This window comes from Caballeronia novacaledonica, assembly GCF_900258035.1.
Taxonomy (GTDB): Bacteria; Pseudomonadota; Gammaproteobacteria; order Burkholderiales; family Burkholderiaceae; genus Caballeronia; species Caballeronia novacaledonica.
This window is the reverse complement of record NZ_OGTP01000019.1, coordinates 102,842-128,903: the sequence shown is the minus strand read 5'-3', so window position 1 is coordinate 128,903 and position 26,062 is coordinate 102,842. Positions and strand designations below refer to the sequence as shown.

Sequence of the window (26,062 nt, the reverse complement as noted above, 5' to 3'; positions counted from 1 at the left end):
CACCGTTCTTCATTGAATCAAAAGTGAAGTTCAGCGTGACACCGCCAACTTTATTGTTCAGGCTTTTTCCGAGGCCGGTAGTATGCGGAATTTCATCTGCAACCCGAATCCGGACCAAATTGCGAGGTAATGGGGAAACTTCGTCGCAACGGGTCCAACGGCGGAAGATGGGGTTAATAGTCGTATAGAATCCATCGTCGTGGTCCGTGACGATGGGATCCCAGGTAGTCGCGATCACGTTCCTCACGATTTCACGTTTAGTGGCACTTTGCGCGAATTCGTCTGCGCCCATTTCCCAGCAGACGTGAATCTCCGGGTGATCTTTACTACCATATTGTCGGACGAACCAGAGGGAAGATTCTGGATCGTGATAATACGGTGACGTCGTAGATTCCACCACGGAATCAATTCCCCCTGGCCAACGCTCGGACATCGCCGGATAACCCTGGAGATTATGTGCGACCGCCTGAGCTGAACCGTTTTGCGCGGATTTTGCGGTAGCAGTGTCGCCCACGCCACCGTCGTTTGAACCGCCACAGGCAGCGATGAGAAGTGCAGGAATAATACAGCACAATCTTATTAACTGCGTGATGCCAAGTTTTCGTGATTTCATTTTGAGTTCAAATCATTATTTAGAAATGACACGAAAATGAGCCAGACCTCGATTCCTTTCTCGTGAGAAAGTCGTGTCTGACATGCGGACGCGCCACTCGCAAATTAGGAATGGTTCTAGCTGAAAATAATCGTGTCAGTTAATTGTAACAACGATAGTAAGCACTGTTTAATAATATGTTTGTAATAAACCATCTCTGCTCTTTCGTTCCTTCGTGACAAAGCTCCGTCCCCGTCGCGCGTTCGCACGGACAGCCGACCGGTCCACGTCCCCCCGCATTCCGCCGCTCAAGATTCCCCCGGCCATTGCCGTAAACCCACTCAAGGCGGTCATCCCGCATCAAACTTGAGGACTCGACTGTGCTGATTTTCGTTGGATCGCTCGTGACATTGCTGTCCGTATTCGGCGGTTACGCGCTCGAAGGCGGGCACCTTGGCGCGCTCATGCAGCCGGTCGAGATTCTGATGATCGCGGGCGCGGGTGTCGGCGCGTTCATCCTCGGCAATAACGTCAAGACCATCAAGGCGACCATTCAGGTCCTGCCGACGCTCTTCAAGGGCGCGAAGTACGACAAGACCATGTACATGGAGCTGATGGGCCTCCTTTACGTGCTGCTCGCGAAGGCGCGCAAGGAAGGCACGCTCGCGCTCGAAGCGGATATCGAAGATCCCGCGAAGAGCCCGGTCTTCAGCCAGTACCCCAAGATTCTCGACGATCATCACATCGTCGAGTTTCTGACGGATTATCTGCGCCTCATGGTCAGCGGCAATATGAACGCGTTCGAAATCGAAAGCCTCATGGACGAGGAAATCGAAACGCATCACGTCGAGGGCGAAGCGCCCGCGCACGCGCTGACCAAGGTCGGCGACGCGATGCCCGCGTTCGGCATCGTCGCGGCGGTGATGGGCGTCGTGCATACGATGGCCTCCGCCGATCAGCCGCCCGCGATTCTCGGCGAGATGATCGCGCAGGCGCTCGTCGGCACCTTCCTCGGCATTCTTCTTTCGTACGGTTTCATCGGGCCGCTCGCGAACGTCGCGGAACAGCGCGTCGCGGAGCAGACCAAGATGTTCCAGTGCATCAAGGTGACGATTCTCGCGAGCCTGAACGGCTACGCGCCCGCGATCGCGGTGGAATTCGGCCGCAAGGTGCTGTTCTCGACGGAACGTCCGTCGTTCTCCGAACTGGAAGAACACGTGCGCCGGGTCAAGTCGAAGTGACCGGAGCACAGCGATGAGCAACGATTCCGGTCGCCCGATTTTCATCAAGCGCGTGGTCGCCGGCAAGAAAGGCCATCACGGCGGCGCGTGGAAGCTCGCCTACGCGGACTTCATGACCGCGATGATGGCGTTCTTCCTGCTGATGTGGCTGCTTTCTTCGACCTCGCCGGTCCAGCGGCGCGGGATCGCGGAGTATTTCCAGATGCCGCTCAAGGCGGCGATGGTCGGCGGCAAGTCCGTCGGCATGGACAACAGCATCCTCACCGGCGGCGGGCGCGACATCTCCAGCAACGTAGCGGGCGCGTCGCGCAAATCCGACGGCAGCACGCAGCTCGCCCAGCGCGCCTCGTCCGACACCGACGAGGAACTGCTCAAGGCCGCGCAAGGCGAGCTCGAACGGCGCGAGCAAGTGCGCCTGCACGATCTTCAGGTCAAGCTCATGGCCGCGATCGAAGCCAATCCGACGCTGCGCCAGTTCAAGCAGCAGATCCGCATCGAGTCGACGCAGCAGGGCTTGCGCATCGAAATCGTCGATACGCAGAAGCGCCCGATGTTCGCGCTCTCCAGCGACGCCGTGCAGCCCTATATGCGCGACATCCTGCGCGAGATCGGCAAAACGCTGAACGACGTGCCGAACCGCATCGTCGTTCAGGGGCACACCGACGCCGTGAAGTACGCGGGCGGCGAGAAAGGCTATAGCAACTGGGAACTGTCGGCGGACCGCGCGAACGCGTCGCGGCGCGAGCTGGTCTCGGGCGGCATGGACGAAGTGAAGGTGATGCGCGTGCTCGGACTCGCGTCGACGCAAAACCTGAACAAGAAAGATCCGCTCGATCCGGAGAACCGGCGCATCAGCGTCATCGTGCTCAACCGCAAGACGGAAATGTCGATGCTGCGCGACGACGGCTCGCCGGGCGCGACGCTCGACAACGGCACGGACGCGGACGGCGCGCCGGCGACGGCGCTCGGCCAGCTTATCCCCGGCATCGCGGCAAAACCCGCGGCGCACTGAGCAAATTGCTCGAAAAACAGGCTCAAGACTCGACACGTTTCGACCGTCATCACGGCAAGAGACAAACATGATCAAGAACATTCTGGCAATCGACGATTCAGCCGCGATGCGGCAAATCCTCTCGGCGACGCTGGCGACGGCGGGTTACGAAGTGACCGTCGCGTCGGACGGCGACGAAGGGCTGGAATGGGCGCTCGCGGAGCGCTTCGATCTGGTTCTGACCGACCAGCACATGCCGGGCAGAAGCGGGCTCGATCTGATCGTGGCGCTGCGCGCGAACCACGCCTACCGGGCGACGCCGATCCTGGTCCTCACGACCGAAGGCGGCGAGCCGTTCAAGGACGCGGCGCGCTCGGCGGGCGCGACAGGCTGGATCGAGAAGCCGCTCGATCCGGACCTGCTGACCGAACTGGTCGCCGCGCTCTCGGAAGACACGCAGCACTGAAGCGAAAGCCACAGCAAAAGACAACCCGCGCACCTACGCGCCGACGGTGACTCAAGCATGACACTCGACATTACCCAGTTCTATCAAACCTTCTTCGACGAAGCGGATGAACTGCTCGCGCAGATGGAGCAACTGCTGCTCGTTCTGGACATCGCGAATCCCGATCCGGAAGACCTCGCGGCGATCTTTCGCGCGGCGCACTCGATCAAGGGCGGCGCGGCGACGTTCGGCTTCACCGCGCTCACCGAAACGACGCACATCCTCGAATCGCTGCTGGACCGCGCGCGCAACAACGAACTCGTCCTGCGCCGCGACATGATCGACACGTTTCTCGCGACGAAGGACGTGCTCTCGGATCAGCTTGCCGCGTATCGCGCGAGCGCGGAGCCGGATGCGGCCGCCGCCGCGGCGATCTGCGCGAAGCTCGAACGCCTGAAGAACGAGCAGGCCGAAGGCGGCCCGGCGAGTCAGATCGAGCCGCCCGCGCTGCCGGGCACGGACAGCAACGCGGCGAAGGTGAACGTCGCGCCCGCCTACGAAGGCCCGAACGCGCCGCCCGCGCATGTGATCGCGCAGGCAGCGGACGCGATCGAGGACGACGGCAACTGGGACGGCGCGTTCGAACTCACCGATGGAAGTCTGAATGCAGGAACCGCCGCCGGCGCGCCGGCGGCGGAAGCAGGACCCCACCTGAAAATTACGCTACGGGGGGTGGGCGAGAAGGACCTGGCGACTCTGACCGAGGAGCTGGGGAATCTGGGAAGCATCGTCGGAGAAAAGAAGACGGACGCCGAGTACGTGGTTTGGCTCGACTCGGACGTCCCGGCCGACGATATCGTCGCCGTGTGCTGTTTCGTGATCGATGAAAAGCAGATCGCGATCGGCCGTGGCGACGCGGCGGCGCAATCCGCCGAAGCAGCGCCAGCAGTACCGGCAGTGCAACCCGCGCTACACGAAGAGCCGAAGCAATCGCAGGCCGAAGTCGCGCCTGCATCCGCGGCCATCACACAAGAAACGACGGCAGCGGCCGGAGAACCGGCCGCTGCACCGTCACGCGAAACACAAAAAGCCGCATCCGGCGACGCCGACAAGAAAGCGCGTCCGCAGGCGGCCGCATCGGCGGAAGGCAGCTCGATTCGCGTCGGCGTGGAGAAGGTCGATCAGCTCATCAATCTGGTGGGCGAACTCGTCATCACGCAGGCGATGCTCGCGGAAACCACGAGCACGTTCGATCCCGCCCTGCACGACCGTCTTTTCAACGGCATGGCGCAGCTCGAACGCAACGCGCGCGATCTGCAAGAAGCCGTCATGTCCATCCGCATGATGCCGATGGATTATGTTTTCAGCCGCTTCCCGCGCCTCGTGCGCGATATCGCCGGCAAGCTCGGCAAGGAAGTGGAACTCGTCACGTTCGGTCAGGCGACCGAGCTCGACAAGAGTCTGATCGAGCGCATCATCGATCCGCTCACGCACCTCGTGCGCAATTCGCTCGATCACGGCATCGAAACCGTGGAAGCGCGCCGCGCGGCGGGCAAGTCGACGACCGGCCAGCTTGTGCTGTCGGCGGCGCATCACGGCGGCAACATCGTGATCGAAGTGAGCGACGACGGCGCGGGCCTGCGCCGCGACAAGATTCTCGCGAAGGCGCAGAAGCAGGGCATGCAGGTTTCCGAATCGATGAGCGACGAAGAAGTCTGGCAACTCATCTTCATGCCGGGCTTCTCGACCGCCGAACAGGTCACCGACATTTCCGGCCGCGGCGTCGGCATGGACGTGGTGAAGCGCAACATCCAGTCGATGGGCGGCCACGTCGAAATCATGTCGCGCCAGGGCGCGGGCACGACGACGAAGATCGTGCTGCCGCTCACGCTCGCGATTCTCGACGGCATGTCGGTGAAGGTCGGCAACGAGATCTTCATTCTGCCGCTGAACTTCGTGATGGAGTCGCTGCAGCCGGTCGCCGAAGACATCTACACGGTCGCGAACGGCGAGCGCGTCGTGCGCGTGCGCGGCGAATATCTGCCGCTCGTCGCGCTGCATCGCGTGTTCGACGTCGAAGGCGCGCGCACCGAGCCGACGCAGGGCATCGTCACGATCATGCAGACGGAAGGACGCCGCTTCGCGATGCTGATCGACGAACTGGTCGGCCAGCAGCAAGTCGTCGTGAAGAACCTCGAAACGAATTACCGCAAGGTGCACGGCATTTCCGCCGCGACCATCCTGGGCGACGGCAGCGTCGCGCTGATCGTCGACGTGGCCGCGCTCAACCGCGAATCGCGCGCACAGCACGGCGCGCACTCTCACTAACACCGAAGGAGCCTTTCATGGCAGACGTCCAAACGATTCATACCGCGGCGCCTTCGCGACGTGACGCACAGCACGCCGAAGCCGCCGGACAAGAGTTTCTCGTGTTCACGCTCGGCGCCGAGGAATACGGCATCGACATCCTGAAAGTGCAGGAAATTCGCGGCTACGACAACGTTACACGTATCGCGAACGCGCCCGCGTTCATCAAGGGCGTGATCAATCTGCGCGGCATCATCGTGCCGATCGTCGATATGCGCATCAAGTTCAATCTGGGCCGCGTCGAGTACGACAACCAGACGGTCGTCATCATTTTGAACGTCGCGCATCGCGTGGTCGGCATGGTGGTCGATGGCGTCTCCGACGTGCTCACGCTCACGCAGGAACAGGTGATGCCCGCGCCGGAATTCGGCGGCACGCTCGCGACGGAATATCTGACGGGCCTCGGCACCGTCGACGGCCGCATGCTGATCCTGATGGACATCGAAAAGCTCATGACGAGCCGCGAGATGGAGTTGATCGACTCCGTCGCCGCATAACGAGCGAAGCGAGAAAGAAGCCATGCTGAAGAAGTTGTCGATCCGCACGACGCTCACGCTCGTCGCCCTGCTGTTCACCGGATGCGCGGCGCTGATCGGCGGGCTCGCGCTCGCCGGGCTCAATTCCGCCGGCGCGTCGCTGGCGTCGCTCGCGCAGGAAGACCTGGTCGCGATGCGCGCGCTCTCGGAAACGTCGTCGTATCTGCTGCGCTCGCGCGTCACGCTCGACCGCGTGCGCTCGCTCACCGAAGCGGGCAGCACGGAAGAAGCGAAGAAGGCGATCGATCGCGGCCAGTATCTGCTCGACAAGAGCAACGAAAACTGGAAGCTCTATCTCGACACGCCGAAGCCGACGCTGCCGAAGGAAACGCTCGACACGCTCGTCGCCCAGCGCGACGCGCTCGTGAAGACCGGCGTGGAGCCGGAGTTCGCCGCGATCCGCGCGAACGACATGGCTGCGTATCACGCGATCGCCGACACGAAGATCAGCCCGATGTTCGTCTCGTTCGATCAGGCCGTGACGGCGGCGGTGGCCTCGCATCAGGAGCACGCGGAGCGTTCGCGCGCGAGCACGGCCTCGCATATCGCGGCGCTCAACATGACGATCGGCGCGGTGCTCGTGCTCGCGGTGCTGATGTTGATCGGCACGCACATGACGCTCTCCAGCCTGATCGTGAAGCCGATCAACGATGCCGTCGATCACTTCGACCGCATCTCGCGCGGCGATCTCACGCAGTCCGCGCACACCGACAGGACCAACGAAATCGGCCGCCTGTTCGCGGGCATCGAGCGCATGCGCGCCAACCTGACCGCGATGGTCGGCTCGGTGCATCGCGGCGCGGAATCGATCGATGTCGGCGCGCGTGAAATCGCGAGCGGCAACACGGATCTGTCGCAGCGCACGGAAGAGCAGGCGGCGTCGCTGCAGGAAACGGCGTCGAGCATGGAAGAGCTGACGAGCACCGTGAAGCAGAACGCCGACAACGCGCGCCAGGCGAGCCAGCTCGCGGTGAACGCGTCGGATATCGCGTCGCGCGGCGGCGAAGTCGTCGAGCAGGTCGTGGAGACGATGCACGCCATCGCGTCGAGCTCGAACAAGGTCGTCGACATCATCGGGGTGATCGAAGGCATCGCGTTCCAGACCAACATTCTCGCGTTGAACGCGGCCGTCGAAGCGGCGCGCGCGGGCGAGGAAGGCCGCGGCTTCGCGGTGGTCGCGGGCGAAGTGCGCTCGCTCGCGCAACGCAGCGCGGCGGCGGCGAAGGAAATCAAGGCACTGATCGGCGATTCGACCGCGAAAGTGGACAGCGGCACGGAACTCGTCGCGCGCGCCGGCCAGACGATGGGCGAGATCGTGCAGGCGGTGCGCCGCGTGACCGACATCATGGGCGAGATCAGCGCGGCGTCGGAAGAGCAGTCCGACGGCATCGAGCAGGTCAACCGCGCCGTCACGCAGATGGACAGCGTGACGCAGCAGAACGCCGCGCTCGTCGAGCAGGCGGCGGCGGCTGCGGCCTCGCTCGAAGAGCAGACGCGCCAGTTGAAGGGCGTGGTCGCGCAATGGCGCCTGGAAAGCGCCGCACCGGTGCGCGCGAGCGCATCGGCGGCGGCGGCGCGCCTTGCTCCGGCCGCGCGTGTCGAGCCTTCGTCGGTTGCGCACGCATCGAAAGCGAAGTCCGTCGAGACGCCAAAAGTTGCGCCGGAAGCGGCCGTTAATAAGGAAACAGCGAAGGAATCAGCGAAGGCAGCAGCGAGCAAGCCGACGGCCAAGCCGGCGGCCGTCGCGAAGCCCGCGCCGCGCGCCAAGGCGACCACCGCCGACGACGGCGACTGGGAAACCTTCTAACCGAATCCGAAGACGAACACGGCCATGCAGGCATCGCGCATCACGATCGATAGCCGTCGTTTCACCGAAACGCACGGAATGCGCGAGTCCGCAGGGTCGAGCGCGAAGAACGCGCCACATCGGGCGCCGCTAAGGGTGTCAAGGAAGCACGAAACATCATGATGGCAACGCGCAACCCGCGTATCGAGCTGGCCGGCAGTGTGCGCGGTCCGGACGTCGAGCGCGATTTCGAATTCACGGCGGCGGATTTCGCCCGCATTCGCGAGCTGATTCACCGGCGCGCGGGCATCTCGCTGTCGGACCACAAACGCGACATGGCGTACAGCCGCCTCGCGCGCCGTCTGCGCGCCTGCGGCATCGATACGTTCAAGCAGTATCTCGATCGGCTCGAAACGAACGACGACCACGCCGAATGGGAAGCGTTCGTCAACGCGCTGACCACGAACCTCACGGCGTTCTTTCGCGAGTCGCATCACTTTCCGATTCTCGCGGAGTTCGTGAAGCGCCGTCAGCAGCCGTTTTCGGTGTGGTGCTCGGCGGCGTCCACGGGCGAAGAGCCGTATTCCATCGCGATGACGCTCGTCGAAGCGCTGGGCGAACACGCGGCGCGCCAGTGCACGGTGTTCGCGAGCGACATCGACAGCCAGGTGCTCGCGAAGGCCGAAGCCGGCGTGTATTCGCTCGATCAGGTGAAGGCGCTGCCGGTCGAGCGTCTCAAGCGCTTCTTTCTGAAGGGCACCGGCGCGCACGCGGGCCTCGTGAAAGTGCGCCCGGAATTGCGCGCGATGGTGAACTTCGGCCGCGTCAATCTGACGGACGCGCGCTACGACGTGAAAGGCCCGTTCGACGTGATCTTCTGCCGTAACGTGATGATCTACTTCGACAAGCCGACGCAAGGCCAGGTGCTGTCGCGCTTCGAACCGCTGATGAAGCCGGGCGCGCTGTTGTTCGCGGGCCATTCGGAGAACTTCACGTATGTGTCGCAGGCGTTCAGGCTGCGCGGCCAGACCGTTTATGAGCTGTCGCGCGACATGAAGGCGGCGGCCAAACCGCCGCGCGCGCTCGCGGGAGAGGCGGCATGAGCGCACTGCCGATCGCGTCGAACCTCTATTTCGACAATCATTTCAAGAAGCCGGGCGTGAAGCTCCTGCCCAACGAGTTCTACATGACGAGCGAGGACATGGTGCTCGTGACCGTGCTCGGCTCGTGCGTGGCGGCGTGCATCAACGACCGCACGGCGGGCATCGGCGGAATGAATCACTTCATGTTGCCCGACGACGGCTCCGACGCGTCGCATGCCGCGTCCGACTCGATGCGCTACGGCGCCTACGCGATGGAAGTGCTCATCAACGAGCTCATCAAGCGCGGCGGCCGGCGCGAGCGTTTCGAAGCGAAAGTCTTCGGCGGCGGCGCGGTGCTCGCGGGCATGACGACCATCAATATCGGCGATCGCAATTCGGAGTTCGTGAGGCGCTATCTCGCGCTGGAGAAGATTCGCATCGTCGCCGAGGATTTGCAGGGCGCGCATCCGCGCAAGGTCGCGTTCATGCCGCGCTCCGGACAGGTGATGGTCAAGAAGCTGAAGACCGCGCACGATCCGGTCGTGGTCGAGCGCGAGCAGGCGCTCGTGCAGCGCACGCCCGAAGAACGCGCCGAGCGGCTCGCGAAGGCGCGTGCGCGGGTCGAATTGTTCCAGTCGAACGCGACGGGCGCGAAGCCCCGCGTGGAATTGTTCACGACGAATGCGTCGAACGTGAAGCGCCCGCGCGCGGAACTGTTCACGTCGCGCATGAGAACCGTGGAGGAAGCATGACACTCACCCACGCGCCGAAGATCAAGGTGCTGTGCGTCGACGACTCGGCGCTCGTGCGCAGCCTGATGACCGAGATCATCAACTCGCAGCCCGACATGCACGTGTGCGCGACCGCGCCGGACCCGCTCGTCGCGCGCGAGCTGATCAAGCTGCATAACCCGGACGTGCTGACGCTCGACGTCGAAATGCCGCGCATGGACGGCCTCGACTTCCTGGAGAAGCTGATGCGCCTGCGGCCGATGCCGGTCGTGATGGTGTCGTCGCTGACCGAGCGCGGCAACGAAATCACGCTGCGCGCGCTGGAACTCGGCGCGGTCGATTTCGTCACGAAGCCGAAGGTCGGCATTCGCGACGGCATGCTCGACTACGCCGAAAAGCTCGCCGACAAGATCCGCGCCGCATCGCGCGCCCGCGTGAAGCAGGCCACGCATGCGGCGAGCGCATCCGCGAACGCGGCGGCGCACAAGCCCGCGCCGCATTTCAACAACCCGCTCGTGTCGACGGAAAAGCTCGTGATCGTCGGCGCATCGACGGGCGGGACGGAAGCGATCCGCGAAGTGCTCGTGCCGCTGCCGCCCGACGCGCCCGCGGTGCTGATCGCGCAACACATGCCGCCGGGCTTCACGAAGTCGTTCGCGCAGCGCCTGAACGGGCTGTGCCGCATCACCGTGAAGGAAGCGGAGCACGGCGAGCGCGTGCTGCCCGGTCACGCCTATATCGCGCCGGGCCACGCGCATCTCGTGCTCGCGCGAAGCGGCGCGAACTATGTCGCGCATCTGTCGGATGCGCCGCCGGTGAACCGGCATCGGCCTTCGGTCGACGTGCTGTTCCGCTCGGCGGCGCAGCACGCGGGCAAGAACGCCATCGGCGTGATTCTGACCGGCATGGGCCGTGACGGCGCCGCCGGTCTGCTCGACATGCAGCAGGCGGGCGCGTACACGCTCGCGCAGGACGAAGCGAGTTGCGTGGTGTTCGGGATGCCGCGCGAAGCGATTGCAATGGGCGGCGCAAGCGAAATCGCGCCGCTCTCTGAAATGAGCCGGCGCGTGATGGCGCGGCTTGCCTCGATGGGCGAACGCGTGCAGCGCGTCTGAACTTTTTGGATTAAGCGGCGCCGCCGCATTGAGAACTCAAGGGAGTAATGATGGACAAGAACATGAAGATCCTCGTCGTCGACGATTTTCCGACGATGCGCCGTATCGTGCGTAACCTGCTCAAGGAGCTGGGCTACGGCAACGTCGACGAAGCCGAAGACGGCGCGGCGGGTCTCGCGCGCCTGCGCGGCGGCGGTTTCGACTTCGTGATCACCGACTGGAACATGCCGAATCTCGACGGCCTTTCGATGCTCCAGCAGATCCGCGCCGACGCGACGCTCGCGCATCTGCCGGTGCTGATGGTGACGGCGGAATCGAAGAAGGAGAACATCATCGCGGCGGCGCAGGCGGGCGCGAACGGTTATGTGGTGAAGCCCTTCACGGCCGCCACGCTCGACGAGAAGCTCACCAAGATTCTCGAGAAGATGGCCAAAGCGGGGAGCTGATCGTGAACGATCTGACCACTGAATTCGCCGCCGCGGTCGCCGCGGCGGCCGAGATCGAGGGCGATCCGTCGAGCGATCGCATCCTCGCGCGCATCGGGCAACTGACGCGCACCTTGCGCGATTCGATGCGCGAGCTCGGCCTCGACAAACAGGTGGAAGCCGCCGCGCAAGCCGTTCCCGACGCGCGCGACCGCTTGAAATATGTCGCCACGATGACCGAGCAGGCCGCCGAGCGCGCGCTCAACGCGATCGAACTCGCGAAGCCGATGCAGGAAGCGATGCAGACGGAAGCGCAGGCGCTCGACGCGCGCTGGGCCAAATGGTACGACGCGCCGCTCGCACAGGGCGAAGCGGGCGAATTGATGGCGCAAACGCGCACGTTCCTGCAGAGCGTGCCGGAACGCACTCAGGCCACCAACGCGCAATTGCTGGAAATCATGCTCGCGCAGGACTTCCAGGATCTGACCGGCCAGGTGATCAAGAAGATTACGGACGTCGTGTATCTGATCGAGCAGCAATTGCTGGGTGTGTTGCTCGAAAATATCGCGCCGGAGCGGCGCGAGCAGTTCGCGGCGTCGGCGGCGGCGCTGATGTCGTCGTCGACGGGCAGTCCGGAAAGCCTGCTCAACGGACCGCAGATCAATCCGGAAGGGCGCAGCGACGTCGTGCAGGATCAGTCGCAGGTGGACGATTTGCTGGCGAGTCTCGGCTTCTGAGGCATTTTGTAAGTTGTCGTAACTTCGACGTACTCAGCGTTGCAAACACACGCGAAGCGCATACCATTGCGCTTCGCGTTTTTTATTGTGTGCGTTTGCGAACGTTAGGACTATTCCTCGTGGCTGGCATACTGATGGTATTCGCGCTCGACAAACAGGGGCGAAATGCGGTGGCGCATCTGTCACTCAATCGTCCAGCGCCGGCCGCGAGCAAGGGGCACGCGGCCGACCGGTAACCGATAGGAGGCCCAGTGAAGGCACCGAAGCAATCCCGTCATGGGCATCTTGTAAGCGCGCTCGCGATCATCGCCGGCGCGCTCGGCGTGTGCGCGGCAGCGCCCGCCTACGCAGTGCTCGGCGGCGAGCCGATGGCCGCGCCGCAAGGCGCCGCCACCGCGTCCACGACCGCGGTCGCGCGGGCGGCGGTCGCAAGCGGTGCGTCGAACGCATCGTCGACATCGGCGTCGAATTACACCGTTCACACGACCACGCTCGCGAGCGGCACGATCATCAACGAATACCTGTCCGCGCAGGGCGTCGTATTCGGCGTCGCGTGGCACGGTCCGCGTGTGCCGGATCTCGCCAGCCTGCTCGGCAGCTATTTTCCGCAATATCAACAGGGCCTGAAGGCGCAGCGCGCGGCGCGCGGCGGCCGTGGTCCGGTGAGCGTGCAGGATTCCGGGCTCGTCGTGGAATCGGGCGGCCACATGGGCTCGTTCGCGGGCAGCGCGTATCTGCCGCAATCGTTGCCCGCCGGCGTGTCCGCCAGCGATATCCAGTAAGCGACGGGAGACTCAGTATGCAGCGAACGACACTCGGCCATCCCGCCTTCTCTTCACTCCGTCGCGGCGGCCTGGCCCGCTGGCTCGGCGTGCTCTTTCTCTCCGTCATGCTCGCGGCCTGCGGCGGTGGCGGCGACGATTCCAGCAGTTCCAGCAACAGCGGCTCGTCGGGCGGTTCGGGCGGTTCGGGCGGCGGAAGTTCGTCCACCAGCGGCGCGAATGCGCAGCCGATCGCGGCCAACGGCACCAACGCCGTGCCGATCAACGTCAACAGCGGCGTCGCGGGCTTCGTCAACATTCCGAACGTCTCGGTGACGATATGCGCGCCGGGTTCGTCGGTCTGCAAGCAGATCGACAACATTCAGGTCGATACGGCGTCCTTCGGCCTGCGCGTTCTCGGATCGGCGGCGCAGTCCGTGCTTGGCAGCCTGCCTGTTTCGAGCGCGTCGAACGGCGGACAACTCGCCGAATGCGCGGGCTTCGCCGACGGCTTCACGTGGGGCACCGTGCGCACCGCCGACGTGAAGATCGGCACGGAAGTCGCGTCGAGCGTGCCGATCCAGATCATCGGCGACCTGAGCGCATCGTCGGCGCCGACCGGCGATAACGGCTGTCCGTCCGGCAACGATGAGAACGAGGTCGGCGACATCGGCGCGAACGGCATTCTCGGCATCGGCCCGCAGACGTACGACTGCGGCACCGGATGCGTGACCACGGCGCTGAACGCGATGTACTTCTCGTGCAGCAACGGCGCGAATTGCACGGCCGTCGCCGTGCCGCTCGCGCAGCAGGTGACGAATCCCGTCACGAAGTTCGCCGTCAACAACAACGGCGTGATCGTGCAGTTGCCGCCGGTTCCCGATGGCGGCGCGGCCAGTGCGAGCGGCGTGTTGATATTCGGCATCGGCACGCAGAGCAACAACACGGTCAGCGGCGTGACGAAGTACGGCACGGACCCGTACGGCGACCTCAGTGGCGTGTACAAGGGAAGGACGTACAAAACGTTCTTCGACTCCGGCTCGAACGGAAACTTCTTCCGGGACAGTTTCCCGCAGTGCTCGAGTTCGTCGGCGTTCTATTGTCCGAGCTCGCAGCAGTCGCTCTCGACGACCATCACCGGCACCGAAGGCAACAGCGCGGCCGTTCCGTTCCTGCTCGGAAATGCGAGCACGCTGACCTCGGGCAAAACCCGGTTCGCCTTCAACAGCCTCGGTGGCCAGTTGGGCATGTCGAACTTCTTCGACTTCGGCTTGCCGTTCTTCTACGGGCGGCACGTGTATGTCGGATTCGAGATGCCGAACAGCCCGGCGTACGTCGCGTTCTGATGTAGCGATGACCTGACCGGAGACCGATTCCGGTCAGGCGGTCCGCGAATGAAAAAATGGCTGCGTTTTACGCAGCCATTTTTTTATCACTCGCCCACGCGCGGTTTGCGTGGCGCGCGCTCGGCGAGCGCGTCGTAAAGCCAGCGCGGCAGCACGTGCATCAGCATGCCCACGATGCGCATCTGCCACGGAAAGGTCGCGTAGCGCACCTTGCGCTCGATCGCGTCGGCGGTTTTCGCGGCGAAGCGCTCGGCGTCCATGAGAAACGGCATCCGATACGGATTGTGCGCGGTCATCTCCGAGCGCACGTAACCCGGCGCGATCGTGACGACGGCCACGCCGAGCGGCCGCATCTCGACGCGCAAGCTTTCCAGATACTTCGCCACCGCCGATTTCGACGCGCTATACGCGCCGCCGCCCGGCAATCCGCGCACGCCCGCGACGCTCGCAATGCCGACGAGCGTGCCGCGCCGCGCGGCCGTCATCGACGCGACGAAGGGCTCGAACGTCGCGACCATGCCGAAGTAGTTCACGTCCATGATGGTGCGGAACGCGTCGAGATCGCCGTGGCCCGTGAGCGCGCCGCCGCTCATGCCCGCGTTCGCGATGACGACATCCGCCGAGCCATGTTCCGCGATGAAGCGGCGCGCGGCATCGGCGAGTGCGTCGGGGTTGCGCACGTCGGCGGGGTAGATCGAGATGGAGCTTTGAGGATGGCGGGCCGCGAAGGCCGCGAGAGAGTCGGCGCGACGGGCGACGAGGCCGAGCACGGCCCCGCGCTTCACGTATTCTTCGGCCAGTGCGAGGCCGATGCCGCTCGACGCGCCGGTGATGAAGACTTTCAAACGAACTCCGGTCATGCGGGCGCGTGCGGGATTTACAGCTTCTTGTCGCGGACTTGCTGGACGAGGAAGTCCATTACCTGCGTCGTGGCCGGCAGGCTGTTGGTCATCGCCGGACCGGTTTCGTACTTGCCCTGCACGACGACCGTCGGCACGCCGTCGATCTTGTAGTCCTGCAGGAGCTTGGCGTCGCGCTGCACCGCGCTTTGCGTCGAGAACGAGTTATACGCTTCCATGTACTTCTTCGGATCGACGCCCTGCGTCTTGAGGAAGTTCGCCTGCGCCTGCGGCGTCAGCAGATAGTTCTTCTTCACGTGGATCTCGTTGAACACGGCCGGCGTGACCTTCTCCGAGACGCCGAGCGCGTCGAGCGCGTGATACATCTTCGAGTGCGGGATGAAGTCGTCGCGGAAGGCCACCGGCACGCGCTTGAACACGACGTCCGGACCCTGCTTCTTCGCCCATGCCTCGATATACGGCTCGAACTCGTTGCAGTGCGGGCAGCCGTACCAGAAGAACTCGATGACCTCGACCTTGCCCGCGGGCGACGCGATCGGCTGAGGCGCTTCCAGCACCGTGTAGTCCTTGCCGGCGGCGGGCGCGGCCATCGCCGAACTGGCGACGCTCATCGACGCGGCTGCGATGCCAAGGGAAAGAGCCAACGCGCTAAAGATTTTTTTCATGATTGAAGAGGGTACGCAATGGATACGCGACGGAATAGAAACGGGTCCGTAAGTGGGACATACGACGCTTAAACCACCCTTAAATGCCGGAGCGTCCGGGCGGCCGCCTTGCGGCGGCCCAGGCGTTTGCTGCGTTATTGCTTCGAGAAACGGATCACGGCGGTATCGACGCCCGCATCGGACAGGCGCTGGCGCGCGGTGTTCATGTCCTCGAACTTCGCGAACGGTCCGATGCGCACACGATAGTACGTCACGCCGCCCGCATCGCGCTGCGTGACCTTCGATTCGAAGCCCTGGAAGCCCAGTCGCGCGCGCTGCTGCTCGGCGTCCGCCTGCGTCTTGTATGCGCCCACTTGCAGGAAATAACCGGTGTTCGGTTCGCCGGGCGCGGGCGGCGTGGCCTTCGCCGTGGCGGGCGCGGAGCCGCCCTTCGGCGGCGTGGCGGTCGCGTTGCTCGTTGCGTTCGGCGCGGCTTCGGGCTTCTTCGCCGGCGCCGTGCTCGCGGTCTTCGGCGCGGATGCCGTCGTGCCCGAAGGCGGCACTTCGACGATCTGCGGCTCGTCGAGCATGCCCGACGACTGCGTCTGATTGTTGGTCTGCCCCGGCGCGGTGTTCGGCGGCGTGGGCTGCGCAGCTTGCGGCACCGCCTGGCCCGGCGTCTTGCCTTGCAGCGGACGATTCGGATCGTACGGCTGCGCGGCGGCGGGCGCGGAGTTGGCATCCGACGGCGGCGCGACCTTCGCCACGAACGGCGTGGGCGCGCGCGTGATGTACAGCGCGACGATCACGGCGATCGCGAGGCCGACGATCAGGCCCAGCACGATGCCGATAAACGTTCCCCCGGTTTGCTTCGACTGCTTCGATGTGCGGCGTGGTTTTGCCATCGTATGAATCACCTGCGAGAGAGTCTTCTGGTTGGGCGACGATTATAGCCGTGGGTCGAGACACGCCAGCGCCAGGCTCCCGCCTGCGCACGCCGAAAAATCCTAATTTCGGCGCGCACAGCGGGGCAGCGGGCGATTACATCTTTTGAGGAGCGGAAACGCCGATGGTCGCGAGACCGTTTTCGAGGACCTGGCGAGTCGCCGCCAGCAGCGCGATGCGCGCGGTGCGTTCCTTCTCATCGTCCACGAGCACGCGCTCCGCATTGTAGAACGAGTGAAATTCGCCAGCGAGGTCGCGCAGATAGAACGCGACCGCGTGCGGCGCGAGTTCTTCGGCGGCGTGGGCGAGCATTTCCGGATACTCGGCGAGCTTGTTGAGCAGCGCCATCGCGCGATCGCTCGACAGCGGCGAGAGGTCGGCCTGTGCGGCCTTCGACACGTCGCCGGCGTAGCGGTCCTTCCAGTCGCCGAGAATCGTGCAGATGCGCGCGTGCGCGTATTGCACGTAGTAGACCGGGTTTTCGTCGTTCTGCTTGAGCGCGAGGTCGATGTCGAACACGAACTCGGTATCCGCCTTGCGCGAAATGAGGAAGAAGCGCACGGCGTCGCGGCCGCGACGAATGGTCTCTTCGTCGATCTGGTCGGGCGCGGTCTCGTGGCCCGGCGTGAGTCCGCCCGACCATTCGATCAGATCGCGCACGGTCACGTAGCTGCCCGCGCGCTTGGAGATTTTCACTTCCTGGCCGTCGCGCATGACGGTCACCATCTTGTGCAGCACGTAGTCGGGATAGCCCTTCGGAATGCCGACGCCCAGTCCTTGCAGGCCGGCGCGCACGCGCGCGATGGTGCCGTGATGGTCCGAGCCCTGAATGTTGATGACCTTCGTGTAGCCGCGTTCCCACTTGGTCACGTGATACGCGACGTCCGGCACGAAATACGTGTAAGTGCCGTCGGACTTCTTCATGACGCGGTCTTTGTCGTCGCCGTCGTCGGTGGTGCGCAGCCACAGCGCGCCGTCCTGCTCGTAGGTCTTGCCCGCATCGACGAGCGACGCGACCGTTTTCTCGACGCGGCCTTCCTTGTACAGCGACGACTCCAGATAGAACTGGTCGAACTTCACGCCGAACGCGGTCAGGTCCATGTCCTGTTCGTGACGCAGATACGCGACCGCGAAATGACGAATGGCGTCGAGATCCTCGACGTCGCCCTTGCCCTTGACCGGCTCGCCATCTTTCGCCGCGACGGTTGCGCCCGCCATGTAGTCGCGCGCGATATCGGCGATGTACTCGCCGTTGTACGCGGCTTCCGGCCACTCGGCATCGCCCGGCTTGAGGCCGCGCGCGCGCAGTTGCGTCGACGCGGCGAGGTTGGCGATCTGCACGCCCGCGTCGTTGTAGTAAAACTCGCGATGCACGTCGTAGCCCTGCGTTTCGAGCAGGTTCGAGAGCGCGTCGCCGAGCGCGGCCTGACGGCCGTGGCCGACGTGCAGCGGACCCGTCGGATTCGCGGAAACGAATTCCAGGAGGACGTGCCGGCCCGCGTCGCGCGTCGAGCGGCCGAAGCGCGCGCCGTCGCCCAGCACGGCCGGGATCACGGCTTGCTTCGCCGTGGCGGCAAGACGCAAATTGATGAAGCCGGGACCCGCCACTTCGGCGCTCTCGACGAGACCCTTCGCCGCCGGAAGGCCGAGCAGCGCATCGACGATCTGTTGCGCGAGCTGGCGCGGATTCGCGCGCAGCGGCTTGGCGAGCTGCATCGCGACATTCGATGCCACGTCGCCGTGCGCCGCGACCTTCGGTCGTTCGAGGACGATCGTGGGCGCGACGAAGGCCGCTTCGCTGGCGCCTTGAGTGGCTTGCGCGACCTGCTGGACCGCGTCGGTGATGAGCGTTTCGAGAGTGAGTTTATGTGCGGGCAGCATGCTGAATGTGATCCAGTGGAGCGGGAGCTGACGGGCGCGTGCCGGCGTCTGCATCGACTCGGACGGGCGACTTTGCGACGCGTCGGCCCGATAGGTGATGTTCGCAGCCGAACGGAGCCGGCTACCACATAAAGTGGGGATTTTAGCAGGTGCTAATATGTCGAATCAGGGTGTCGTCATGTTGTCAGGGAGACCGGATCGTCTGCGCGTTTCGTTTTGCAAACCGCCCATGACCCAACATAAACAAAAGGACCATGCCATGCTCATCACATTCAAAACCCCGGCCGCACCGGATGTCATGATGCTCGAAGACCTCGCTGAATATTTGCTCGGCATCATCGGCAAACAGCTCAACGAGCGCGGCGTCATCACGCACGAAGAAGTGCCTTCGGCCATTCAGAAACTCGAAGCGGCCGTCGTCACCGACAAAAAGGTGCGCGCCGAGCACGACGGACATTTCCACGAAGGCGAGGAAGGCCACGAGCCGCACGAGATTCCCATCGGGCTCGCGCAGCGCGCCTATCCGTTTCTGGACATGCTGCGCCTCGCGCAGAAGCACAACACGGACATTCTCTGGGGCGTCTGATTCACGCTTTCGGCAGGCTGACAAACGAAAACCCGCATCGTTGCCGATGCGGGTTTTTTTCTTCCGATGAAACGTCTGACGGCTTCGGTCGCGATGCTGCGAATTACTGCGACTGGCCGCTTTCCGCGCCTGCGGGTTTCGCGGGCGTATGCGGTTTTTTCGGCTTCTTCGGCTTCTTCTTGTGCTCCGACTGCGGCGGCGAGTAGGAAGACGCCTGAGTGCTGCTCGCTTGCGCGAAAGCAGCGGAGCTCGATGCTGCGAGCAAAGCCGCGGCGATCGCTACGGTTACGGCGGACGTCATCTTCTTCATGCGACTTTCTCCGTTGACGATAAGTGTGCGTGGGCCGTCATGGCGACGGCTTTTCGCGCTGACAAGTCTACGGAAACCAAAATTTTCCCGCCGGTTCCGTGCATATTCCCGCTATCACGCGCGGAATATGTTCTCCGAACGTCAGCGCAGCGGCGCGAGCGCGCGTTCGGCATCGGCGGTCGAAATGTCCATGCGCTCGGCGTAGCTCGCGAGCTGATCGTCGCCGATCTTGCCCACCGAGAAATACGTGCTGTCGGGATGCGCGATGTAGAAGCCCGACACGCTCGCCGCCGGCAACATCGCGAGCGATTCGGTCACGCTCATGCCGATTTCGTCCGCCTGAAGCACTTCGAACATATCGCGCTTCACGAGGTGATCCGGACACGCCGGATAACCCGGCGCCGGACGCACGCCGACATACTTTTCCGCGATCAGCGCATCGTTGTCGAGCGATTCGTTCGACGCATAGCCCCACAGATCGCGGCGCACGCGTGCGTGCAGCGCTTCGGCGAACGCTTCCGCGAAACGGTCGGCGAGCGCCTTCAGCATGATCGCGCTGTAGTCGTCGTGATCGGCTTCGAACTGTTGTTCCTTTTTGTCGACGCCCAGGCCCGCCGTCACCGCGAAAATGCCGATGTAGTCCTTCACGCCCGAATCCTTCGGCGCGATGAAATCGGCGAGCGAGCGGTTGGGGCGCATCACGCCATCGACGACCGGGCGCACGCTCTGCTGACGCAGATTGCGCCACGTCATCGCGACCTGCGAGCGCGACTCGTCCGTGTAGATCTCGATGTCGTCGTCGTTCACGGTGTTCGCGGGCAGCAGCATGACGACGCCGTTCGCCGTGAGCCAGCGGCCCTGAATCAGGCGCGAGAGCATCGACTTGCCGTCGGAGAACACGCGCCGCGCCGACTCGCCGACGATCTCGTCGTTGAGAATCGCCGGATACGGGCCCGCGAGATCCCACGTCTGGAAAAACGGACCCCAGTCGATGTAGTTCGCCAGATCCGCGAGGTCATAGTTTTTGAACACGCGCCGCCCGGTGAAGCTCGGCTTCTTCGGCGTGTACGCGCTCCAGTCGATCTTCGTCTTGTTGGCGCGCGCCGCGTCGTACGTGACCATCGGCTGCGCCTTGCGGTTGGCGTGCTGCGTGCGGATGCGGTCGTAGTCGCTCTTCAGTTCGTCGAGATATCTGGCCGCGCCTTCGTCCGACAGCAGGCTCGACGCAACCGACACCGACCGCGACGCATCCGGCACATACACGACCGGCCCTTCATAGTGCGGCGCGATTTTCACGGCGGTATGCACGCGCGAAGTCGTCGCGCCGCCGATGAGCAGCGGCGTCTGCTTGCCGCGGAAATAGTCGTCGCGCTGCATCTCCGACGCGACGTAAGCCATCTCTTCGAGACTTGGCGTAATCAGACCGGAAAGCCCGATGATGTCCGCGCCTTCTTCCTTCGCCTTCTGGAGGATGGTCGCGCAGGGCACCATCACGCCCATGTTGACCACTTCGAAGTTGTTGCACTGGAGCACGACCGACACGATGTTCTTGCCGATGTCGTGCACGTCGCCCTTCACGGTCGCGATGACGATCTTGCCCTTCGGGCGCACGTCCGCGCCGGCATCGGCGAGACGCTTCTTTTCTTCTTCGATGAACGGAATCAGATGCGCGACCGCCTGCTTCATCACGCGCGCCGATTTCACGACTTGCGGCAGGAACATCTTGCCCGCGCCGAACAGGTCGCCGACGATGTTCATGCCGTCCATCAACGGCCCTTCGATGACGTTGATCGGACGTCCGCCGGCGGCGTCGATCTTCTGACGCACTTCCTCCGTATCCTCGACGATGAAATTCGTGATGCCATGCACGAGCGCGTGCGACAGCCGCGCCTCGACCGGCTGGTTGCGCCATTCGAGGTTTTCTTCCTTCTTCGCGGCGCCGGTCTTGAACTTGTCGGCGACTTCGAGCAGACGGTCCGTGCCGTCATCGCGGCGATTGAGCACGACGTCTTCGACCTTCTCGCGCAATTCGGCGTCGAGATCGGCATACACGCCGAGCTGGCCCGCGTTCACGATGCCCATGTCCATGCCCGCCTGAATCGCGTGATACAGGAACACGGTGTGAATCGCTTCGCGCACGGGGTCGTTGCCGCGAAACGAGAACGACACGTTCGACACGCCGCCGCTCACCTTCGCGTGCGGCAGATTCTGCTTGATCCAGCGCGTGGCTTCGATGAAATCGACCGCATAGTTGTTGTGCTCTTCGATGCCCGTCGCGATCGCGAAGATGTTCGGATCGAAGATGATGTCTTCCGGCTCGAAGCCGACTTCGCTCACGAGGATGTCGTAGGAGCGCTTGCAGATTTCCGTCTTGCGCTGGAACGTGTCGGCCTGGCCTTTCTCGTCGAACGCCATCACGACCGACGCCGCGCCGTACCGGCGGATCAGTTTCGCGTGATGGACGAACTGCTCCTTGCCTTCCTTCAGCGAGATCGAGTTGACGATCGCCTTGCCTTGCACGCACTTCAGGCCCGCTTCGATCACTTCCCATTTCGACGAGTCGATCATGATCGGCACGCGCGCGATGTCCGGCTCCGACGCGATCAGATTCAGAAAGCGCACCATCGCGGCTTTCGAATCGAGCATGGCTTCGTCCATGTTGATGTCGATGACCTGCGCGCCGTTTTCGACCTGCTGCCGCGCGACGGCCAGCGCTTCGTCGAACTGGCCGTTCAGGATCATGCGCGCGAACGCCTTCGAGCCCGTCACGTTCGTGCGCTCGCCGACGTTGATGAAGAGCGTGTCGTCGTTGACGTTGAAAGGCTCGAGGCCGGAGAGACGCATCGTGTGATCGGTCATGTCGTGGATCTCTTTCTTGATGTCAGGCGGCGTCGCGATATTGCGAGGGGAAGGTGCGTGGCTTCACTTCGGCCAGCGCTTTCGCGATCTCCGCGATGTGTTCCGGCGTCGTGCCGCAGCAGCCGCCCGCGACATTCACGAGACCCGCCGTCGCGAATTCCTTCAGCAATCCCGATGTGACATCCGGCGTTTCGTCGAAGCCCGTGTCGCTCATCGGATTCGGCAGGCCCGCGTTCGGATAGCAGGACACGTAGGTGTCGCACAGTTTCGAAAGCTCGGCGATGTACGGGCGCATCAGCGCCGCGCCCAGCGCGCAGTTCAGGCCGAACGTGAGCGGCTTCGCGTGACGCAGCGAGTTCCAGAAGGCTTCCACCGTCTGCCCGGACAGAATGCGGCCCGAGGCGTCGGTGACGGTGCCCGAGATCATGATCGGCACGAGCTCGCCGGTATCGTCGAACAATTGATCGAGCGCGAACAGCGCGGCTTTCGCGTTCAGCGTGTCGAAGATCGTTTCGACGAGAAACAGGTCGCAGCCCGCATCGAGCAGCGCCTTCGCCTGTTCGTAGTACGCATCGCGGAGTTCGTCGAACGTGACGTTGCGCGCGCCCGGATCGTTCACGTCGGGCGAAATGCTCGCGGTCTTCGGCGTCGGTCCGATCGCGCCGGCGACGAAGCGCGGCTTGTCGGGCGTCGAATATTGATTGCAGGCTTCGCGCGCGAGCTTCGCCGACTCGCGGTTCATTTCCGCGGCCAGGTCTTCCATGCCGTAGTCGGCCTGCGCGACGCGCGTGGCGCCGAACGTGTTCGTCTCCAGAATGTCCGCGCCCGCCGCCAGATACTGCTCGTGAATCTCGCGGATGACCTGCGGCTGCGTGATCGACAGCAACTCGTTGTTGCCCTTGATATCGCGGCCGTAGTCCTTGAAACGCTCGCCGCGATACGCGGCCTCGTCCAGCTTGTAGCGCTGGATCATCGTGCCCATTGCGCCGTCGAGAATCAGGATGCGCTTTTGCAGCAGCGCGGGCAGCGCGGCGCCGCGTGTATAGGCGCGCACGGGGGCTTTCGGAAGGGCGTTCTGGGTCATGACGGGCGAGGCCTGCACCAAATGTGAAATAGCCTGACATTGTAGCCGCAGCGCGGAGCGGCCGCCTCCGGCGGGCGGGCGCGCGGCGCGTTTGCGCGTTTGTGGCCGGCAAAAAAGAACCCCGCCGTTTCAGGGCGGGGTCTTCGGGGAGTGGCGAGTGTCGCCTGGGCCGCGGATTCGTGCGGCGGCGGACGCAAGCGGCTGCGAGCCGCCCGCGCGCGTGCATGCATCAATGGAGCACGACGGGTTGATTCATCAAGATATCGAACTGACCGAGGAATTCATCGACATCCTCGAGCGACGGCTCCTCCGCGATCAGTTGCTGCACGTGCTCGCGAAACTTCGCGGCGAGCGCGCCGTCGATAAAAATCTCCCGCTGCGTGTTCTTGTCGACGATTTCGTAGCCGCCCGCCTTCATGGCGAGATGGTTGTCTTGCGGCGGAAATTCGACGACGCAGTAGTTGGGGCTGTTGTAGATCATTTGCATGGCGACACTCCTTATTCCTTGTTTGCTCCGTGGCAATCCTGACGCTTAGTTGGAGCGACTGGGTTGGAATTCAAGGGGTGGCCTCGACGTGATGCCGGTTGTATCGAGGCTTTCTTCTGCAACAAAAACAGGAGAATCAGGTGGAATCGCGTAAAAAGCCCGCCACGAGCGCGGAAAACCGCTGCGATTCCTCCACCGGTGAAAGGTGCGCCGCGTTGAGTAATTCGAATCGCGCGCCCGGCACCGCGTCTGCAACCAACTTTGAAGCAGCATGCGGCGTGCCAACATCGTGCTGACCCGCGACGACGAGCGTGCGCTTCTTCACAGAAGGCAATGCGTCTCGCGCATCGAAACGACTCACGGCTGCCGCAGCGCGCGCGAAACCCTCGGCGGGCGTGCGCGCGATCGTATCCCCGATCTGCTCGACCACTTCAGGATGCGCCTTGCGGAATTCGGGCGTGAGCCAGCGTTCGAGCGTCGCTTCCACGATACTCGCTGTGCCGCGTTCGCGCACGGAGGCTGCCCGTCGCGCGAATGTCGGACGCGCGTCCTCGGGAATGAAGGCCGGCGCGCCCACGACAGTCAGCGATTCCACTTTGTCCGCATGGTTGATCGCGAGCTTCTGCGCGACCATGCCGCCGATCGACAGCCCGACCACATGCGCCGAAGGCGCGCCCAGCTTGTCGAGCAACTGCGCGAGATCGTCGGCGAGATCGTCGATGGTGAATGAATCCGGCGAAACGCCCGATTCGCCGTGGCCGCGCAAGTCGTAGCGCAGAACGGTGAACCCGTGGCGGAAGTAGCCGGCCATCTGGTCCCAGACAGAGAGATCGCCGGCAAGCTGATGGATGAAGACGAGCCACGGACCGCCGCCTTCGTTGTCGAGAACATAACGGGTATCGATGCGATTGATCGTCAACTGCATATCGGCTCCGTGAGAATTGCGGTTTGCGATGCTGTTTCCGATTGACTGCATGGAATGCCGCGCCAGCGGCGTGCCGTTGTGACGAAGTGTGACGGCCGCGTTACGGTCCGTCCGTCTCGGGCGCGCCGGGCGCGGAATGGTCGGACGCACCTTGCGTGCCCGCCGGCGGCATCGCGAGATTGCCGGCCCAGAGCAGTTCGATCTGCATTCCGTTCGGTTCGGTTTGCAGGATCCGCACGGGCAGCCAGCCGAGCGACGGCGCGAGCCAGATGTCGAGCTTGCGGCGGTCGCCTTCCTTGCGCGGCAGGCGCGTGAAGTGGCGCGCGGTCGTGAAGCCGCCGCGCGCCTGCACGGTTTCGTCGCCGACGGTTTCGATCGGCCAGATTTCGCTGCTGTCGTTGTCCGCGACGCTGAATTGTCGCGTGACACCCGGCTTGTACTTGTCCGGCGCGCCACGCACGAGGCTCGCCAGTTGCATCACGACGCTGAAGCGGTCCTGCGCACCGTCCGCGAGCGGCTGGCTTTGCGGCGTCTTCGTATAGACGATCTGCTTCGTCTCGCGATTGAAGATGGCGATGTCGGCGGCGCGGCGGCCGCGCTGCTCGGAATACTGTTCCGGCGCAATGCCGAAACCGTCGATATGACCCTTGCTCGAATACACATACGGACCGACGAAAGGCAGCGGAATCGAAACGACCATTTCGTAATGCTGGCTGTCGTTGATCCAGTGGATCGTGCCGGTCTGGTTCATGACGCCGTTCACGAGCGTGTCGTAACGTAACTCGCCCGTGGGCGGAACACTGAACTTGTCGCCCGAAGCGGCGGCGGGTTGCGATGCGGACGACGGCGCTTGTGCCGGTGCCTGCGCAGGCGCGGATGCCGCAACCCCCGACGCGGCGGCGGGCGCGTCCGGCTGCGGCGTCGCCGCGGTCAATGTCGGAGCCGGAGCCGGAGCGGGCGCCGGTTTCGGCGCGGGCGCGGCGTGCTTCGGCGGAGCCGGCGCCGCAGCGGGCGGTTTGGGCGGCGTCGGCGCGGGCGGTGCGGGCGGCGCGATCGGCTTGGGTGTCAGCAATTCCACCTGCACGGGCGGCGTTTCCGGCGGCGCGTTTGTCGGCTGCCGATTGCGGTCGATCCACCGCATCGCGCTCAAATGCAGGCATGCGACGAGCAGCACGATCAGCACCCAGCGCGCCCAGCGTCGCGGCGTGGCGGATTCGGAAGCGGCATCGGGCGGCTCGCCCGACGCGGGGCGAGGACGGCGGAATTGAAACAGTGGCATCTGCGGGGAAGGCGTGAATGGCGACTCAGGCAAACGCGTAAGACACG

The 26,062-nt window shown here is 64.0% G+C and carries 24 protein-coding genes and 1 pseudogene; 14 read left to right on the top strand and 11 right to left on the bottom strand.

Annotation, left to right across the window (positions count from 1 at the left end; translation table 11 throughout):
* Window positions 1-613, bottom strand: a pseudogene (locus tag NOV72_RS32065) (hypothetical protein); the annotation flags it as partial.
* A 359-nt stretch (window positions 614-972) separates the two neighbouring features.
* On the opposite strand from NOV72_RS32065, the gene motA reads away from it, so the two are divergent.
* The 13 genes from motA (at window position 973) to NOV72_RS23660 (ending at window position 14,155) form a co-directional block, all read left to right on the top strand.
* Window positions 973-1,833, top strand: a complete 861-nt coding sequence (gene motA, locus NOV72_RS23720) for a flagellar motor stator protein MotA (protein WP_106856989.1) — start codon at window positions 973-975, stop codon at window positions 1,831-1,833.
* A 13-nt stretch (window positions 1,834-1,846) separates the two neighbouring features.
* Complete coding sequence (gene motB / locus NOV72_RS23715; protein WP_106856988.1) at window positions 1,847-2,845, top strand: flagellar motor protein MotB; 999 nt, start codon at window positions 1,847-1,849, stop codon at window positions 2,843-2,845.
* A 67-nt stretch (window positions 2,846-2,912) separates the two neighbouring features.
* A complete protein-coding gene (locus NOV72_RS23710) occupies window positions 2,913-3,290 on the top strand; it encodes a response regulator (protein WP_035497461.1) in 378 nt (125 codons plus the stop codon).
* A 57-nt stretch (window positions 3,291-3,347) separates the two neighbouring features.
* Window positions 3,348-5,597: a chemotaxis protein CheA gene (gene cheA, locus NOV72_RS23705; RefSeq protein WP_106856987.1), complete on the top strand. Its 2,250-nt coding sequence runs from the start codon at window positions 3,348-3,350 to the stop codon at window positions 5,595-5,597.
* A gap of 17 nt (window positions 5,598-5,614) precedes the next feature.
* The gene (gene cheW / locus NOV72_RS23700; RefSeq protein ID WP_106856986.1) at window positions 5,615-6,133 is read left to right on the top strand and encodes a chemotaxis protein CheW; all 519 of its coding nucleotides are present in this window, start codon (window positions 5,615-5,617) and stop codon (window positions 6,131-6,133) included.
* Window positions 6,134-6,155: 22 nt separating this feature from the next.
* Window positions 6,156-7,979 (top strand): methyl-accepting chemotaxis protein, encoded by a 1,824-nt coding sequence (locus tag NOV72_RS23695; RefSeq protein WP_106856985.1) that lies wholly within the window; start codon window positions 6,156-6,158, stop codon window positions 7,977-7,979.
* Between the two features lie 158 nt (window positions 7,980-8,137).
* The gene (locus tag NOV72_RS23690; RefSeq protein WP_106856984.1) at window positions 8,138-9,061 is read left to right on the top strand and encodes a CheR family methyltransferase; all 924 of its coding nucleotides are present in this window, start codon (window positions 8,138-8,140) and stop codon (window positions 9,059-9,061) included.
* Window positions 9,058-9,792, top strand: a complete 735-nt coding sequence (gene cheD / locus NOV72_RS23685; RefSeq protein ID WP_106856983.1) for a chemoreceptor glutamine deamidase CheD — start codon at window positions 9,058-9,060, stop codon at window positions 9,790-9,792. Before NOV72_RS23690 ends, cheD begins: the two co-directional genes overlap by 4 nt.
* Window positions 9,789-10,886, top strand: a complete 1,098-nt coding sequence (locus tag NOV72_RS23680) for a protein-glutamate methylesterase/protein-glutamine glutaminase (protein ID WP_106856982.1) — start codon at window positions 9,789-9,791, stop codon at window positions 10,884-10,886. The genes cheD and NOV72_RS23680 overlap by 4 nt, the downstream gene beginning before the upstream one ends.
* 50 nt (window positions 10,887-10,936) lie before the next feature.
* Window positions 10,937-11,332, top strand: a complete 396-nt coding sequence (gene cheY, locus NOV72_RS23675) for a chemotaxis response regulator CheY (RefSeq protein WP_106856981.1) — start codon at window positions 10,937-10,939, stop codon at window positions 11,330-11,332.
* A 2-nt stretch (window positions 11,333-11,334) separates the two neighbouring features.
* Window positions 11,335-12,048 carry a protein phosphatase CheZ gene (gene cheZ, locus NOV72_RS23670; protein WP_181291150.1) on the top strand — a complete coding sequence of 238 codons (714 nt, stop codon included), beginning with the start codon at window positions 11,335-11,337 and terminating at the stop codon, window positions 12,046-12,048.
* Window positions 12,049-12,299: 251 nt separating this feature from the next.
* On the top strand, window positions 12,300-12,830 hold the full coding sequence (locus NOV72_RS23665) for a DUF2844 domain-containing protein (RefSeq protein WP_106856980.1): 531 nt from the start codon (window positions 12,300-12,302) through the stop codon (window positions 12,828-12,830).
* A 17-nt stretch (window positions 12,831-12,847) separates the two neighbouring features.
* Window positions 12,848-14,155 (top strand): DUF3443 domain-containing protein, encoded by a 1,308-nt coding sequence (locus NOV72_RS23660; protein WP_106856979.1) that lies wholly within the window; start codon window positions 12,848-12,850, stop codon window positions 14,153-14,155.
* Between the two features lie 86 nt (window positions 14,156-14,241).
* On the opposite strand, the gene NOV72_RS23655 is transcribed toward NOV72_RS23660, so the two are convergent.
* The 4 genes from NOV72_RS23655 to argS all read right to left on the bottom strand — a co-directional run bounded on the left by NOV72_RS23655 (window position 14,242) and on the right by argS (window position 18,485).
* Window positions 14,242-15,015, bottom strand: coding sequence for an SDR family oxidoreductase (locus tag NOV72_RS23655; RefSeq protein WP_106856978.1), 774 nt, complete (start codon window positions 15,013-15,015; stop codon window positions 14,242-14,244).
* Window positions 15,016-15,032: 17 nt separating this feature from the next.
* On the bottom strand, window positions 15,033-15,680 hold the full coding sequence (locus tag NOV72_RS23650; protein ID WP_106856977.1) for a thiol:disulfide interchange protein DsbA/DsbL: 648 nt from the start codon (window positions 15,678-15,680) through the stop codon (window positions 15,033-15,035).
* Between the two features lie 134 nt (window positions 15,681-15,814).
* Window positions 15,815-16,564: an SPOR domain-containing protein gene (locus tag NOV72_RS23645; protein WP_106857003.1), complete on the bottom strand. Its 750-nt coding sequence runs from the start codon at window positions 16,562-16,564 to the stop codon at window positions 15,815-15,817.
* Between the two features lie 136 nt (window positions 16,565-16,700).
* Entirely contained in the window at window positions 16,701-18,485 is a 1,785-nt protein-coding gene (gene argS, locus NOV72_RS23640; protein ID WP_106857002.1) for an arginine--tRNA ligase, read from the bottom strand.
* A 259-nt stretch (window positions 18,486-18,744) separates the two neighbouring features.
* Between argS and NOV72_RS23635 the strand changes: the two genes are divergently transcribed.
* Entirely contained in the window at window positions 18,745-19,071 is a 327-nt protein-coding gene (locus NOV72_RS23635) for a DUF1840 domain-containing protein (RefSeq protein WP_106857001.1), read from the top strand.
* A 103-nt stretch (window positions 19,072-19,174) separates the two neighbouring features.
* Here the strand turns inward: NOV72_RS23635 and NOV72_RS23630 are convergent, their stop codons facing one another.
* The 6 genes from NOV72_RS23630 to NOV72_RS23605 all read right to left on the bottom strand — a co-directional run bounded on the left by NOV72_RS23630 (window position 19,175) and on the right by NOV72_RS23605 (window position 26,015).
* Window positions 19,175-19,381, bottom strand: a complete 207-nt coding sequence (locus NOV72_RS23630; protein ID WP_035497479.1) for a hypothetical protein — start codon at window positions 19,379-19,381, stop codon at window positions 19,175-19,177.
* Between the two features lie 141 nt (window positions 19,382-19,522).
* Window positions 19,523-22,261, bottom strand: a complete 2,739-nt coding sequence (gene metH / locus NOV72_RS23625) for a methionine synthase (RefSeq protein ID WP_281261822.1) — start codon at window positions 22,259-22,261, stop codon at window positions 19,523-19,525.
* Window position 22,262: 1 nt separating this feature from the next.
* Complete coding sequence (locus tag NOV72_RS23620; protein ID WP_106856976.1) at window positions 22,263-23,324, bottom strand: homocysteine S-methyltransferase family protein; 1,062 nt, start codon at window positions 23,322-23,324, stop codon at window positions 22,263-22,265.
* Window positions 23,325-23,553: 229 nt separating this feature from the next.
* Entirely contained in the window at window positions 23,554-23,811 is a 258-nt protein-coding gene (locus tag NOV72_RS23615; RefSeq protein WP_008351849.1) for a BTH_I0359 family protein, read from the bottom strand.
* 136 nt (window positions 23,812-23,947) lie between these two features.
* Complete coding sequence (locus NOV72_RS23610; protein WP_106856975.1) at window positions 23,948-24,736, bottom strand: alpha/beta fold hydrolase; 789 nt, start codon at window positions 24,734-24,736, stop codon at window positions 23,948-23,950.
* Window positions 24,737-24,836: 100 nt separating this feature from the next.
* Window positions 24,837-26,015, bottom strand: a complete 1,179-nt coding sequence (locus NOV72_RS23605; RefSeq protein ID WP_106856974.1) for a DUF3108 domain-containing protein — start codon at window positions 26,013-26,015, stop codon at window positions 24,837-24,839.
* Window positions 26,016-26,062 lie beyond the last annotated feature (47 nt).

Excerpts from the sequence above, each read along its gene's own strand:
- motB (WP_106856988.1), top strand. The coding sequence starts at position 1,847 with ATGAGCAACGATTCCGGTCGCCCGATTTTCATCAAGCGCGTGGTCGCC.
- NOV72_RS23710 (WP_035497461.1), top strand. The coding sequence starts at position 2,913 with ATGATCAAGAACATTCTGGCAATCGACGATTCAGCCGCGATGCGGCAA.
- cheA (WP_106856987.1), top strand. The coding sequence starts at position 3,348 with ATGACACTCGACATTACCCAGTTCTATCAAACCTTCTTCGACGAAGCG.
- cheW (WP_106856986.1), top strand. The coding sequence starts at position 5,615 with ATGGCAGACGTCCAAACGATTCATACCGCGGCGCCTTCGCGACGTGAC.
- NOV72_RS23695 (WP_106856985.1), top strand. The coding sequence starts at position 6,156 with ATGCTGAAGAAGTTGTCGATCCGCACGACGCTCACGCTCGTCGCCCTG.
- NOV72_RS23690 (WP_106856984.1), top strand. The coding sequence starts at position 8,138 with ATGATGGCAACGCGCAACCCGCGTATCGAGCTGGCCGGCAGTGTGCGC.
- cheD (WP_106856983.1), top strand. The coding sequence starts at position 9,058 with ATGAGCGCACTGCCGATCGCGTCGAACCTCTATTTCGACAATCATTTC.
- NOV72_RS23680 (WP_106856982.1), top strand. The coding sequence starts at position 9,789 with ATGACACTCACCCACGCGCCGAAGATCAAGGTGCTGTGCGTCGACGAC.
- cheY (WP_106856981.1), top strand. The coding sequence starts at position 10,937 with ATGGACAAGAACATGAAGATCCTCGTCGTCGACGATTTTCCGACGATG.
- NOV72_RS23660 (WP_106856979.1), top strand. The coding sequence starts at position 12,848 with ATGCAGCGAACGACACTCGGCCATCCCGCCTTCTCTTCACTCCGTCGC.
- NOV72_RS23655 (WP_106856978.1), bottom strand. The coding sequence starts at position 15,015 with ATGACCGGAGTTCGTTTGAAAGTCTTCATCACCGGCGCGTCGAGCGGC.
- NOV72_RS23650 (WP_106856977.1), bottom strand. The coding sequence starts at position 15,680 with ATGAAAAAAATCTTTAGCGCGTTGGCTCTTTCCCTTGGCATCGCAGCC.
- NOV72_RS23645 (WP_106857003.1), bottom strand. The coding sequence starts at position 16,564 with ATGGCAAAACCACGCCGCACATCGAAGCAGTCGAAGCAAACCGGGGGA.
- argS (WP_106857002.1), bottom strand. The coding sequence starts at position 18,485 with ATGCTGCCCGCACATAAACTCACTCTCGAAACGCTCATCACCGACGCG.
- NOV72_RS23635 (WP_106857001.1), top strand. The coding sequence starts at position 18,745 with ATGCTCATCACATTCAAAACCCCGGCCGCACCGGATGTCATGATGCTC.
- NOV72_RS23630 (WP_035497479.1), bottom strand. The coding sequence starts at position 19,381 with ATGAAGAAGATGACGTCCGCCGTAACCGTAGCGATCGCCGCGGCTTTG.
- NOV72_RS23620 (WP_106856976.1), bottom strand. The coding sequence starts at position 23,324 with ATGACCCAGAACGCCCTTCCGAAAGCCCCCGTGCGCGCCTATACACGC.
- NOV72_RS23615 (WP_008351849.1), bottom strand. The coding sequence starts at position 23,811 with ATGCAAATGATCTACAACAGCCCCAACTACTGCGTCGTCGAATTTCCG.
- NOV72_RS23610 (WP_106856975.1), bottom strand. The coding sequence starts at position 24,736 with ATGCAGTTGACGATCAATCGCATCGATACCCGTTATGTTCTCGACAAC.
- NOV72_RS23605 (WP_106856974.1), bottom strand. The coding sequence starts at position 26,015 with ATGCCACTGTTTCAATTCCGCCGTCCTCGCCCCGCGTCGGGCGAGCCG.